The sequence below is a fragment of the Shigella sp. SIG6 genome, from assembly GCF_053555815.1.
The window spans coordinates 1-12,597 of the sequence record NZ_JBQZXC010000104.1 but is presented as its reverse complement, the minus strand read 5'-3'; the positions used below and the strand labels follow the sequence as shown (position 1 = coordinate 12,597).

13 protein-coding genes are annotated in these 12,597 nt (G+C 51.2%); 6 read left to right on the top strand and 7 right to left on the bottom strand.

Annotation, left to right across the window (positions count from 1 at the left end; all coding sequences use genetic code 11):
- Positions 1 to 92: 92 nt before the first annotated feature.
- From kdsA to hemA, 6 genes are read right to left on the bottom strand one after another with little or no spacing between them, the layout of a single operon-like run.
- The gene (gene kdsA, locus ACUU1M_RS15370; protein WP_000811061.1) at positions 93 to 947 is read right to left on the bottom strand and encodes a 3-deoxy-8-phosphooctulonate synthase; all 855 of its coding nucleotides are present in this window, start codon (positions 945 to 947) and stop codon (positions 93 to 95) included.
- A gap of 35 nt (positions 948 to 982) precedes the next feature.
- Entirely contained in the window at positions 983 to 1,792 is an 810-nt protein-coding gene (gene sirB1 / locus ACUU1M_RS15365) for an invasion regulator SirB1 (RefSeq protein WP_001257044.1), read from the bottom strand.
- 3 nt (positions 1,793 to 1,795) lie between these two features.
- Complete coding sequence (gene sirB2, locus ACUU1M_RS15360) at positions 1,796 to 2,188, bottom strand: invasion regulator SirB2 (protein WP_000200378.1); 393 nt, start codon at positions 2,186 to 2,188, stop codon at positions 1,796 to 1,798.
- On the bottom strand, positions 2,185 to 3,018 hold the full coding sequence (gene prmC, locus ACUU1M_RS15355; RefSeq protein ID WP_000456467.1) for a peptide chain release factor N(5)-glutamine methyltransferase: 834 nt from the start codon (positions 3,016 to 3,018) through the stop codon (positions 2,185 to 2,187). The genes sirB2 and prmC overlap by 4 nt, the downstream gene beginning before the upstream one ends.
- Complete coding sequence (prfA, locus tag ACUU1M_RS15350) at positions 3,018 to 4,100, bottom strand: peptide chain release factor 1 (RefSeq protein ID WP_000804726.1); 1,083 nt, start codon at positions 4,098 to 4,100, stop codon at positions 3,018 to 3,020. The genes prmC and prfA overlap by 1 nt, the downstream gene beginning before the upstream one ends.
- A gap of 41 nt (positions 4,101 to 4,141) precedes the next feature.
- Positions 4,142 to 5,398 carry a glutamyl-tRNA reductase gene (gene hemA, locus ACUU1M_RS15345; RefSeq protein ID WP_005074543.1) on the bottom strand — a complete coding sequence of 419 codons (1,257 nt, stop codon included), beginning with the start codon at positions 5,396 to 5,398 and terminating at the stop codon, positions 4,142 to 4,144.
- Between the two features lie 213 nt (positions 5,399 to 5,611).
- Here hemA and lolB point away from each other — a divergent pair, with 213 nt between their 5' ends.
- From lolB to dauA, 4 genes are all read left to right on the top strand, one after another.
- Complete coding sequence (gene lolB, locus ACUU1M_RS15340; protein ID WP_001130692.1) at positions 5,612 to 6,235, top strand: lipoprotein insertase outer membrane protein LolB; 624 nt, start codon at positions 5,612 to 5,614, stop codon at positions 6,233 to 6,235.
- On the top strand, positions 6,235 to 7,086 hold the full coding sequence (gene ispE, locus ACUU1M_RS15335) for a 4-(cytidine 5'-diphospho)-2-C-methyl-D-erythritol kinase (RefSeq protein WP_001260333.1): 852 nt from the start codon (positions 6,235 to 6,237) through the stop codon (positions 7,084 to 7,086). Before lolB ends, ispE begins: the two co-directional genes overlap by 1 nt.
- 150 nt (positions 7,087 to 7,236) lie before the next feature.
- On the top strand, positions 7,237 to 8,184 hold the full coding sequence (gene prs / locus ACUU1M_RS15330; protein WP_005049665.1) for a ribose-phosphate diphosphokinase: 948 nt from the start codon (positions 7,237 to 7,239) through the stop codon (positions 8,182 to 8,184).
- Positions 8,185 to 8,308: 124 nt separating this feature from the next.
- Positions 8,309 to 9,988 (top strand): C4-dicarboxylic acid transporter DauA, encoded by a 1,680-nt coding sequence (gene dauA / locus ACUU1M_RS15325; protein ID WP_001033352.1) that lies wholly within the window; start codon positions 8,309 to 8,311, stop codon positions 9,986 to 9,988.
- Positions 9,989 to 10,042: 54 nt separating this feature from the next.
- Here dauA and ychH read toward each other — a convergent pair whose 3' ends face one another.
- On the bottom strand, positions 10,043 to 10,321 hold the full coding sequence (gene ychH, locus ACUU1M_RS15320) for a stress-induced protein YchH (RefSeq protein WP_000823873.1): 279 nt from the start codon (positions 10,319 to 10,321) through the stop codon (positions 10,043 to 10,045).
- A 277-nt stretch (positions 10,322 to 10,598) separates the two neighbouring features.
- On the opposite strand from ychH, the gene pth reads away from it, so the two are divergent.
- Together pth and ychF are read left to right on the top strand one after the other, a co-directional pair.
- Positions 10,599 to 11,183, top strand: coding sequence for an aminoacyl-tRNA hydrolase (pth, locus tag ACUU1M_RS15315; protein WP_000152933.1), 585 nt, complete (start codon positions 10,599 to 10,601; stop codon positions 11,181 to 11,183).
- 116 nt (positions 11,184 to 11,299) lie between these two features.
- Positions 11,300 to 12,391, top strand: coding sequence for a redox-regulated ATPase YchF (gene ychF, locus ACUU1M_RS15310; RefSeq protein WP_000505866.1), 1,092 nt, complete (start codon positions 11,300 to 11,302; stop codon positions 12,389 to 12,391).
- The last annotated feature ends 206 nt before the right edge of the window (positions 12,392 to 12,597 follow it).

The following is a 12,597-nucleotide window of genomic DNA, read 5'->3' as shown; positions in this document are numbered from 1 at the left end:
GGGGTAACAGCCTGCGGCCTTTTTTGTATCTGGCACCCATGAAAAAAGTCTTAACGCAGAACGCTAAGACTTTATTTTTCAAGCAAAAAAGATTACTTGCTGGTATCCAGTTCTTCGAAACCTTTCACCAGATCATCAATCGCTTTCATCTGCTTAAGGAACGGTTCCAGTTTAGCCAGCGGCAGCGCGGATGGACCATCACATTTCGCATGTTCCGGATCCGGATGCGCTTCAATAAACAGCCCCGCCAGACCTACCGCCATACCGGCTCGTGCCAGCTCAGCCACCTGAGCACGACGACCACCGGAAGCTGCGCCAAACGGATCGCGGCATTGCAGTGCGTGGGTCACGTCGAAAATCACCGGCAAGTTACCAGACACTTTCTTCATAATGCTGAAGCCCAGCATATCGACAACCAGGTTGTCATAGCCGAAGTTAGCACCACGATCGCAAAGAATCACTTTTTCGTTGCCGCCTTCTTTGAATTTATCAACGATATTACCCATCTGTCCCGGGCTGACAAACTGTGGTTTCTTGACGTTAATTACCGCACCGGTTTTCGCCATGGCTTCAACCAGGTCAGTCTGGCGAGCAAGAAACGCCGGCAACTGAATCACATCCACGACATCAGCAACGGGCTGTGCCTGACTTGGTTCGTGAACGTCGGTGATAATTTTCACGCCAAAAGTCTGCTTCAACTCCTGGAAGATTTTCATCCCTTCTTCCAGGCCCGGTCCACGATAAGAGTGGATGGAGGAGCGGTTGGCTTTGTCAAAAGAGGCTTTGAACACGTAAGGGATTCCCAGTTTCTGGGTCACAGTTACGTAGTGCTCGCAAATGCGCATCGCCAGATCGCGAGATTCCAGCACGTTCATACCGCCAAACAGTACGAACGGCAGGTCATTTGCTACGTTGATGTCGCCAATGCTAACCACTTTTTGTTTCATAGGATCGCCTTAATCTTGAGTAAAATGTCGATTAATTAATGCAGCACAATATGTTTATGCGCGATGTTATTTATTTGCGCACGGATCATTTCGCTGATCGGGTCTTCCGGACACTGTTCAACGAAATAACTTAAATCGTTCAACGCAACGTGTTCGCAATCCAGTTGCGCATAAATCAACCCGCGATCACGAATTTCATAGGGATCTTCAGGGTTGAATTGTAATAAAGCTTCGCTGGTGCGTAACGCCAGCTCCATCTGATTTTCTTCCATCAACGAGGCTTTGAGTGTATCCAGCAATTTGCGGATTACCTCAATGTTATCAGCTTCATCAAGGTCTTCATAAAACAGTTCAGCCGACGGGCTGATATTTCCCTTTAACCATACGTCCAGCATATGTTCGCTTAACGATTCACCGTTAAAAGGATTAATCAGCCAAATTTCGCCATCCGGACATTCAATGCGCAATATCAGCTGCGTAGGGAAAATCACCGGCAGCAGCGGCAAATCGAGACGATTCGCGACCCATAATAAAACCGCACCTAATGATACCGCACTGCCCTGTCGATTCTTTAACACCTGGTCCAGCCATAATGCATCGGAAAGACGATAAACGCCGCGTGAGGCTTTAAATCCCCAGTCGCCGTAAAACAGCGCGATCAGTTTTTCCAGCTGCTCTTCTAAAGGCAGAAGCTGGCTGATTTCTTCCTTCGCCAGACTAACGAGACGCTCCAGTTCGTCGTAAACATCTTGCGAGGGAAAATCGCGGCGGATTGCTTCGCAAGCCAGGATCATGCCTTCGCACAATGGCGCTTTATTAAATTCGAAATCAGCTAACGATCTCATGACTTACCCCAGTAACGGTACTTTTGTGGTGGCGAGTTTAATGATGATGTACAGCACCACCAACGCCAGCGGGAAGGCAATAATGCGCGCCTGCTGACTGTGCATACGACGATAATCGAGTGCAATAAAACCCAAAACGATATAAATGATAACTCCAAACAGCTTTTCAGTCAGCCACTGTGCCTGCCCGGAAAATGGCAGGATGTGCGCTTTAGCCATCAACGCAATGCCGCTTAACAATAACACCGTATCGACAACCGGCGGCACAATGCGCGTCCAGCGAGCAAATGCCTGTGGATGCTTCTGATAACGTAGCCAGAAACGTAAGGTTAATAGCCCAACAGAAAGCGCGATACTAATAAGATGAACACTAAGCAGTGTAGAAAAACTTGTCATTGATAATAGCGGCCGAGTGTTACGCGCTCGTTATCACCATAGTCACGGCAGGTTTCGACGTCATGATACCCCGCGAGGATAAATGCTTGTCGCACCGCTTCGCCCTGCTGCCAGCCATGTTCCAGAAGCAGAAAGCCGCCGGATACCAGCGCGTTACGCGACTGTTCGATGATATGCACGATGTCTGCCATTCCACTGTCTGCCGCAACCAGCGCAGTGAGCGGCTCAAAGCGGACATCGCCTTGTTGAAGATGTGGGTCCTGCTCGTCAATATACGGCGGATTGCTGACAATCATCGCAAACTGCTGCCCGGCTAGCGCGCTAAACCAGTCGCTTTGCAGAATGTGGATATTTTTGATCGCCAGATGCTGGGCATTACGTTGTGCCAGGGAGACAGCATCAGGCATACGATCTACAGCGATAATTTCGCAGTCCGGGCGCTCGCTAGCCAGCGCAAGCGCAATCGCCCCGGTACCCGTCCCGAGATCGAGAATACGGCAAGGTTGTTCAGGCAACCGCGCCAGTGCCTGCTCCACCAGACACTCCGTATCCGGGCGCGGAATTAAGGTCGCTGGCGAAACAAATAACGGCAACGACCAGAATTCTCGCACCCCGGTTAAATGAGCAATGGGTTCACCATCGCGACGACGTGTCAGTAGCGCATCAAGTTGTTGACATTGTTCGTCAGTCAGCTGCGTTTCACCAAAGGCGAGAATAAAAGTACGCCCTCTGCCGGTAACATGCTCCAGCAGGATTTCAGCATCACGCCGCGGGCTTTCGCTCGCCTGAAGTTGGCTTATTGCTTCACGTAACCAGTGTTGATATTCCATTATTCCTGCTCGGACAACGCCGCCAGTTGGTCGGCCTGATGTTCCTGGATAATCGGTTCAATCAGCATATCCAGCTTACCTTCCATCACTTCATCCAGGCGGTAGAGCGTCAGGTTGATGCGGTGATCGGTAACGCGCCCCTGCGGGAAATTGTAAGTACGGTTACGGTCGCTGCGATCGCCACTCCCCAGCAGGTTACGACGGGTAGACGCTTCGGCCTGTTGGCGTTTTGCCATTTCAGCAGCGTGGATGCGAGCACCGAGCACTGAAAGCGCCTTCGCTTTGTTTTTATGTTGTGAACGTTCGTCCTGACATTCAACAACAATCCCGGTCGGCAAGTGAGTAATACGAATTGCCGAATCGGTGGTGTTAACGTGCTGACCACCCGCCCCTGACGAGCGGAAAGTATCAATGCGTAAATCTGCTGGGTTGATGTCCGGCAGTTCTGCGTCAGGCAGTTCTGGCATTACCGCAACGGTACAAGCAGAAGTATGAATACGACCCTGCGATTCCGTAGCAGGAACACGTTGCACGCGATGACCGCCGGATTCAAATTTCAGACGACCATACACACCATCACCGCTAATTTTGGCGATGATCTCTTTATAACCACCATGTTCACCCTCGCTGGCGCTCATGATTTCTACCCGCCAGCGGCGGGCTTCGGCGTAACGGCTGTACATACGGAACAGATCGCCTGCAAACAGCGCTGCTTCGTCGCCGCCGGTTCCGGCACGGACTTCGAGGAAGGCGTTACGTTCGTCATCAGGATCTTTTGGTAGTAATAGAACCTGTAATTGCTGTTCCAGTTGCTCGCTTTTTTCTTTAGCTTCGCGCAGTTCATCCTGCGCCATCTCACGCATTTCAGGATCGTCGAGCATCATCTGTGCGGTTTCGATATCTTCCTGAACCTGTTGCCAGTCGGTAAAACAGCGCGAAACATCACTTAACTGCGCATATTCGCGTGATAATGCGCGAAAACGTTCCTGGTCGGCGATAGTTTGCGCGTCACCCAGCAACGCCTGAACTTCTTCATGGCGTTCATGCAGGGCTTCCAGTTTGGCAACGATAGAAGGCTTCATAGGCGTAAATGCACCCTGTAAAAAAAGAAAATGATGTACTGCTACTCCAGCTCGAGGCTGTCGCGCAGAATATTCAGGCGTTCGTTATCCCCGTCACGGGCGGCCTGTTGAAGTGATTTCGTTGGCGCATGGATCAAGCGGTTAGTCAGTTTCCATGCCAGATCCTGCATAATGGCTTGCGCGTCGCCGCCCTGCTCAAGGGCCGCTAACGCTTTGGCGGTTAACTCATCGCGAACGTGCTCTGCCTGGCTGCGATACTCGCGAATGGTTTCGCTGGCGCTTTGTGCTCGCAGCCACGCCATAAATTCGCTGGTTTCCTGAGCGACAATAGTTTCCGCCTCAACCGCTGCGGCTTTACGCTGCGCCAAGTTGTGCGAAATGATGCTTTGCAGATCGTCCACACTATAAAGATAAGCATTCGCCAGTTTGCCAACTTCCGGCTCAACATCGCGCGGAACGGCAATATCCACCAACAGCATTGGTTGGTTACGACGACTTTTTAATGCGCGCTCCACCATGCCTTTCCCGATAATCGGTAACGGGCTGGCGGTGGAACTGATGATGATATCGGCTTCGCGCAGACGTTCGTCGATCTCACTCAGGGCAATCACTTCCGCGCCAACTTCATCTGCCAGAATTTGGGCACGTTCGCGAGTGCGGTTGGCGATAATCATCTTCTGTACTTTATGTTCGCGCAGATGACGCGCTACCAGCTCGATGGTTTCGCCCGCGCCTACCAGCAACACTGTGACCGTAGAGAGCGATTCAAAGATCTGCCGCGCCAGCGTACAAGCCGCAAAAGCGACAGACACAGCACTGGCACCGATATCTGTTTCAGTGCGAACGCGTTTCGCTACAGAGAAAGATTTCTGGAACATGCGTTCCAGTTCGCTGGCCTTCATATGACCTTTTTGCGAATCGGCAAACGCTTTTTTAACCTGACCGAGGATCTGCGGCTCCCCAAGAACCAGTGAATCCAGGCCGCTGGCAACACGCATTAAATGGCTAACCGCGTCGTTATCCTGATGCCAGTAGAGGCTTTTACGCAGATCTTCTTCATTAAGATTGTGATAATCGCAAAGCCAGCGGATTAACGCCTCTTGCAGGTTATCCTGCTCTTCAACGCTAAGATAAAGTTCCGTGCGGTTGCACGTCGACAGCACCACGCCGCCCTGCACCATCGGCTGCGCAAGCAGGCTGTCAAGCGCCTGATCGAGCTTATCCGGCGAAAACGATACACGTTCTCGCAGCGATACAGGTGCCGTTTTATGGTTGATACCGAGTGCTAAAAGGGTCATGTCTGCGGGAAATAATACCAACGTTGATAGGGTTAGTCTGCTTGCATCATACAGGATGCGTAAGATCAATAAAAGAGAGCGCCCCCTTTTGGAGTAATTGCCGAAAGCCGTTAGATTCTGGCAATTAAGACAACTTGAACATAGACGATAGCGGACGGTAACGCTAGCATTAAGGGTTATAACTGCAACGTATCTCAAGGACTTGTCATCACTATGCCCCTGCCCGATTTTCGTCTTATCCGCCTGCTACCGCTGGCTGCTCTTGTGCTCACTGCCTGTTCCGTCACCACGCCCAAAGGTCCTGGCAAAAGCCCGGATTCGCCACAATGGCGTCAGCATCAGCAAGACGTGCGCAATCTTAATCAGTATCAGACTCGCGGCGCGTTCGCTTATATTTCTGACCAACAAAAAGTGTACGCCCGCTTTTTCTGGCAGCAAACCGGCCAGGATCGCTACCGTCTGCTGCTCACTAACCCATTGGGCAGCACGGAACTGGAGCTGAATGCTCAACCGGGTAACGTGCAGTTAGTCGACAATAAAGGTCAGCGTTATACCGCCGATGACGCCGAAGAGATGATTGGCAAATTGACCGGAATGCCAATTCCGCTCAACAGCTTGCGCCAGTGGATTTTAGGTTTACCGGGTGATGCAACCGACTACAAACTGGACGACCAGTACCGCCTGAGCGAAATTACCTACAGCCAGAATGGCAAAAACTGGAAGGTTGTTTATGGTGGTTATGACACCAAAACGCAACCTGCGATGCCAGCCAATATGGAACTCACCGACGGTGGTCAACGCATCAAGTTAAAAATGGATAACTGGATAGTGAAATAATGCGGACACAGTGGCCCTCTCCGGCAAAACTTAATCTGTTTTTATACATTACCGGTCAGCGTGCGGATGGTTACCACACGCTGCAAACGCTGTTTCAGTTTCTTGATTACGGCGACACCATCAGCATTGAGCTTCGTGACGATGGGGATATTCGTCTGTTAACGCCCGTTGAAGGCGTGGAACATGAAGATAACCTGATCGTTCGCGCAGCGCGGTTGTTGATGAAAACTGCGGCAGACAGCGGGCGTCTTCCGACGGGAAGCGGTGCGAATATCAGCATTGACAAGCGTTTGCCGATGGGCGGCGGTCTCGGCGGTGGTTCATCCAATGCCGCGACGGTCCTGGTGGCATTAAATCATCTCTGGCAATGCGGGCTAAGCATGGATGAGCTGGCGGAAATGGGGCTGACGCTGGGCGCAGATGTTCCTGTCTTTGTTCGGGGGCATGCCGCGTTTGCCGAAGGCGTTGGTGAAATACTAACGCCGGTGGATCCGCCAGAGAAGTGGTATCTGGTGGCGCACCCTGGTGTAAGTATTCCGACTCCGGTGATTTTTAAAGATCCTGAACTCCCGCGCAATACGCCAAAAAGGTCAATAGAAACGTTGCTAAAATGTGAATTCAGCAATGATTGCGAGGTTATCGCAAGAAAACGTTTTCGCGAGGTTGATGCGGTGCTTTCCTGGCTGTTAGAATACGCCCCGTCGCGCCTGACTGGGACAGGGGCCTGTGTCTTTGCTGAATTTGATACAGAGTCTGAAGCCCGCCAGGTGCTAGAGCAAGCCCCGGAATGGCTCAATGGCTTTGTGGCGAAAGGCGTTAATCTTTCCCCATTGCACAGAGCCATGCTTTAAGCCGGGCAAGCTGAGTTTCGGTGACAACGTCACCTTGTTCCAGACGTTGCATCGCGCTCTTTAATACACCGCTTGGAAAGGATCATGCCTGGCCCGCACAGTTTTCGGCAGATTCTTTCCACCAATGGACGCATGCCTGAGGTTCTTCTCGTGCCTGATATGAAGCTTTTTGCTGGTAACGCCACCCCGGTACTAGCACAACGTATTGCCAACCGCCTGTACACTTCACTCGGCGACGCCGCTGTAGGTCGCTTTAGCGACGGCGAAGTCAGCGTACAAATTAACGAAAATGTACGCGGTGGTGATATTTTCATCATCCAGTCCACTTGTGCCCCTACTAACGACAACCTGATGGAATTAGTCGTTATGGTTGATGCCCTGCGTCGTGCTTCCGCAGGTCGTATCACCGCTGTTATCCCCTACTTTGGCTATGCGCGCCAGGACCGTCGCGTCCGTTCAGCTCGTGTACCAATCACTGCGAAAGTGGTTGCAGACTTCCTCTCCAGCGTCGGTGTTGACCGTGTGCTGACAGTGGATCTGCACGCTGAACAGATTCAGGGTTTCTTCGACGTTCCGGTTGATAACGTATTTGGTAGCCCGATCCTGCTGGAAGACATGCTGCAGCTGAATCTGGATAACCCAATTGTTGTTTCTCCGGACATCGGCGGCGTTGTGCGTGCCCGCGCTATCGCTAAGCTGCTGAACGATACCGATATGGCAATCATCGACAAACGTCGTCCGCGTGCGAACGTTTCCCAGGTGATGCATATCATCGGTGACGTTGCAGGTCGTGACTGCGTACTGGTCGATGATATGATCGACACTGGCGGTACGCTGTGTAAAGCTGCTGAAGCGCTGAAAGAACGTGGTGCTAAACGTGTATTTGCGTACGCGACTCACCCGATCTTCTCTGGCAACGCGGCGAACAACCTGCGTAACTCTGTAATTGATGAAGTCGTTGTCTGCGATACCATTCCGCTGAGCGATGAAATCAAATCACTGCCGAACGTGCGTACTCTGACCCTGTCAGGTATGCTGGCCGAAGCGATTCGTCGTATCAGCAACGAAGAATCGATCTCTGCCATGTTCGAACACTAATCGAACCCGGCTCAAAGACCCGCTGCGGCGGGTTTTTTTGTCTGTAATATCCATTTGTATGACCTATGCCTCCTTCACCTGCCATTTAGTTGACAGATGATGCGCTCACGGATGAAACATTATTGTGAACAAAATATTTTCCTCACATGTGATGCCTTTCCGCGCTCTGATCGACGCTTGCTGGAAAGAAAAATATACTGCCGCACGGTTTACCCGTGACCTGATTGCCGGGATAACCGTCGGGATTATTGCTATCCCGCTGGCGATGGCGTTGGCTATTGGTAGTGGTGTGGCACCCCAGTACGGTTTATATACCGCAGCTGTTGCGGGGATTGTCATTGCTCTAACGGGTGGGTCACGCTTTAGCGTTTCCGGTCCGACTGCGGCATTTGTGGTAATTCTCTATCCCGTTTCGCAACAGTTTGGACTGGCAGGACTGCTGGTTGCGACCTTGTTGTCGGGAATCTTTTTGATTCTGATGGGGCTGGCACGCTTTGGTCGTCTGATTGAGTATATTCCGGTTTCCGTCACCTTAGGTTTCACCTCGGGTATCGGGATCACCATCGGTACCATGCAGATTAAAGATTTTCTCGGTCTGCAAATGGCCCATGTCCCGGAACATTATCTACAAAAAGTCGGCGCATTATTTATGGCGCTGCCGACCATTAATGTGGGTGATGCTGCCATTGGCATTGTGACGCTTGGCATTCTGGTTTTCTGGCCGCGTCTGGGCATTCGTTTACCCGGTCACCTTCCGGCCTTGCTGGCTGGTTGCGCGGTGATGGGGATTGTTAACCTGCTCGGCGGACATGTTGCTACCATCGGTTCGCAATTCCACTACGTCCTAGCCGATGGTTCTCAGGGTAACGGTATTCCGCAACTGCTGCCGCAACTGGTGCTGCCGTGGGATCTGCCTAATTCAGAATTCACGCTAACCTGGGATTCTATTCGCACCCTGCTGCCTGCGGCATTCTCAATGGCAATGCTCGGGGCGATCGAATCTCTGCTCTGCGCTGTGGTACTGGATGGTATGACCGGGACTAAGCACAAGGCGAATAGTGAACTGGTCGGTCAGGGGCTGGGGAATATCATCGCTCCATTCTTTGGTGGTATTACCGCTACTGCTGCCATCGCGCGTTCTGCCGCTAACGTCCGTGCCGGGGCAACTTCCCCTATCTCGGCGGTGATCCACTCTATTCTGGTTATTCTCGCCCTGCTGGTACTGGCACCACTGCTCTCCTGGCTGCCGCTTTCCGCCATGGCAGCCCTGCTGTTGATGGTGGCGTGGAACATGAGTGAAGCGCACAAAGTGGTCGACTTGCTGCGTCATGCGCCGAAAGATGACATCATCGTCATGCTGCTGTGTATGTCACTGACCGTGCTGTTTGATATGGTTATTGCCATCAGCGTGGGGATCGTGCTGGCATCGCTGCTGTTTATGCGTCGTATCGCACGTATGACTCGCCTGGCACCGGTAGTCGTAGATGTTCCAGACGATGTCCTAGTTCTGCGCGTTATTGGCCCGCTGTTTTTTGCTGCTGCTGAAGGCTTATTCACGGACCTGGAGTCACGTCTTGAAGGCAAACGGATTGTGATTCTGAAGTGGGATGCCGTTCCGGTACTTGATGCTGGTGGTCTTGATGCGTTCCAGCGTTTTGTGAAGCGTCTGCCCGAAGGATGTGAACTGCGCGTGTGCAACGTGGAATTCCAGCCACTGCGAACTATGGCTCGCGCAGGCATTCAACCGATCCCGGGACGCCTCGCGTTCTTCCCGAATCGTCGCGCGGCGATGGCGGATTTATAAGTACGAGATTGACCAGTCAGCGCAAACTGACTGGTCAGCAAACTGCATTATTTGTTAGCTATGACGGCGATTATCGCTACGGCGGCAACGTTTGTCATAGTGACGAACCCACCAGTAACGGTCGTACACCTGTTCATGCTCGCCAACACGGGCACCCGCCAGCCAGAGAATGGCACCGACGAAAATACTTAGCACTGCACCATGTGCGAAATACTGGGGCATATTAAACTGTGGTAACTGGTTGAGGATTGAATACCCCACGCCGACCACCATTACCACCAGACCCAACCCCATGAGCACGTTACCGAGTATCGAAGCGTTTTTGCGTTTCATATGTCACCTCCGGAACTTTCTGGGTTGTAACAGGGAATACCCCTCTTCCTTATGTGTAAAGTATAGACAACACCCTGTGGGTTATGTGCGGGCGTAATCACAATTACAACCCTTATTTCAACAAAACTTTACAAATAAACGCCTGAACACCTTGACTTTCTAATAGTCCACTCAGGCAATTATTACGTTATCTGCATTTGATACGCAGTTTTTTGTCAAGCGGGGCCGCAACCAGTAAACTACGCGCCAGTTATGTACACACTCAGGACAAAAAAACGTGACGATTAAATTGATTGTCGGCCTGGCGAACCCCGGTGCTGAATACGCCGCAACGCGACATAATGCTGGTGCCTGGTTCGTTGACTTACTGGCAGAGCGTTTGCGCGCTCCGCTGCGCGAAGAGGCTAAATTCTTTGGTTATACTTCGCGAGTCACCCTTGGAGGCGAAGATGTCCGCCTGTTAGTCCCGACTACATTTATGAATCTCAGCGGCAAAGCCGTTGCGGCGATGGCCAGTTTTTTCCGCATTAATCCGGACGAAATTCTGGTGGCCCACGACGAACTGGATCTGCCTCCTGGCGTCGCCAAATTTAAGTTGGGCGGTGGCCATGGTGGTCACAATGGACTGAAAGACATCATCAGTAAATTGGGTAATAACCCTAACTTTCACCGTTTACGCATCGGAATCGGTCATCCGGGCGATAAAAATAAAGTTGTCGGTTTTGTGTTAGGCAAACCGCCTGTTAGTGAACAGAAGTTAATTGATGAAGCCATCGACGAAGCGGCGCGTTGTACTGAAATGTGGTTTACAGATGGCTTGACCAAAGCAACGAACCGATTGCACGCCTTTAAAGCGCAATAAGTCGTTGTCTGCGGCATTTTTGCCGAGTGCCGTGTATAATAGGCAAAGTTATTTCCATTTCTGCAATCTGTTAGCAATAACAGGTTGATTATTAAGATATTAAGGTGATTTAAATCATGGGATTCAAATGCGGTATCGTCGGTTTGCCCAACGTCGGGAAATCTACCCTGTTCAACGCGCTGACCAAAGCCGGTATTGAAGCGGCCAACTTTCCATTCTGCACCATTGAGCCGAACACAGGCGTCGTACCAATGCCTGACCCTCGCCTGGATCAACTGGCTGAAATCGTAAAACCGCAACGTACGCTTCCCACGACCATGGAATTTGTCGATATCGCCGGTCTGGTAAAAGGCGCATCGAAAGGCGAAGGTCTGGGTAACCAGTTCCTGACCAACATCCGTGAAACCGAAGCGATCGGTCACGTTGTTCGCTGCTTTGAAAATGACAACATCATTCACGTTTCCGGCAAAGTTAACCCGGCTGACGATATTGAAGTTATCAACACCGAACTGGCGCTGGCAGACCTCGACACCTGCGAACGTGCGATTCATCGCGTACAGAAGAAAGCCAAAGGTGGCGATAAAGACGCGAAAGCTGAGCTGGCGGTCCTGGAAAAATGCCTGCCCCAGCTGGAAAACGCAGGTATGCTGCGCGCGCTGGATTTAAGCGCTGAAGAGAAAGCGGCTATTCGTTACCTGAGCTTCCTGACGCTGAAACCAACAATGTACATCGCCAACGTCAACGAAGACGGTTTTGAAAACAACCCATATCTTGACCAGGTGCGTGAAATCGCGGCGAAAGAAGGTTCTGTTGTGGTTCCGGTTTGTGCTGCTGTTGAAGCAGACATTGCCGAACTGGACGACGAAGAACGTGACGAGTTTATGCAGGAGCTTGGGCTGGAAGAACCGGGCCTGAACCGTGTGATCCGTGCCGGTTATAAGCTGCTGAACCTGCAAACTTACTTCACCGCTGGGGTGAAAGAAGTGCGTGCATGGACCATTCCGGTTGGAGCAACCGCGCCGCAGGCAGCGGGCAAAATCCATACTGATTTTGAAAAAGGCTTTATCCGTGCACAAACCATCTCGTTTGAAGATTTCATCACTTACAAAGGTGAACAAGGCGCGAAAGAAGCAGGCAAAATGCGTGCAGAAGGTAAAGATTACATCGTGAAAGATGGCGATGTGATGAACTTCCTTTTCAACGTCTAATTAATTTATTGTCTCATGAGGTTTCGCTAAATCTCATGAAGAGCGCAAAAGTATATAAAATCCACGCAATTGCGTGGATTTTTCATTTCACCGAGTCCTAATCATTCTTGTAACATCCTACACTTTTGTGCTTATTGCCTACAGTGAACCACGAGAATAATTAAAGACATAAGTGTTCAGATGACTGATATCTCATTAGCAGTGAT

Bases quoted from the DNA above. Each gene is read 5' to 3' on its own strand.
- kdsA (WP_000811061.1), bottom strand. From the start codon at position 947: ATGAAACAAAAAGTGGTTAGCATTGGCGACATCAACGTAGCAAATGAC.
- prfA (WP_000804726.1), bottom strand. From the start codon at position 4,100: ATGAAGCCTTCTATCGTTGCCAAACTGGAAGCCCTGCATGAACGCCAT.
- ychF (WP_000505866.1), top strand. From the start codon at position 11,300: ATGGGATTCAAATGCGGTATCGTCGGTTTGCCCAACGTCGGGAAATCT.
- prmC (WP_000456467.1), bottom strand. From the start codon at position 3,018: ATGGAATATCAACACTGGTTACGTGAAGCAATAAGCCAACTTCAGGCG.
- sirB1 (WP_001257044.1), bottom strand. From the start codon at position 1,792: ATGAGATCGTTAGCTGATTTCGAATTTAATAAAGCGCCATTGTGCGAA.
- ispE (WP_001260333.1), top strand. From the start codon at position 6,235: ATGCGGACACAGTGGCCCTCTCCGGCAAAACTTAATCTGTTTTTATAC.
- ychH (WP_000823873.1), bottom strand. From the start codon at position 10,321: ATGAAACGCAAAAACGCTTCGATACTCGGTAACGTGCTCATGGGGTTG.
- hemA (WP_005074543.1), bottom strand. From the start codon at position 5,398: ATGACCCTTTTAGCACTCGGTATCAACCATAAAACGGCACCTGTATCG.
- sirB2 (WP_000200378.1), bottom strand. From the start codon at position 2,188: ATGACAAGTTTTTCTACACTGCTTAGTGTTCATCTTATTAGTATCGCG.
- lolB (WP_001130692.1), top strand. From the start codon at position 5,612: ATGCCCCTGCCCGATTTTCGTCTTATCCGCCTGCTACCGCTGGCTGCT.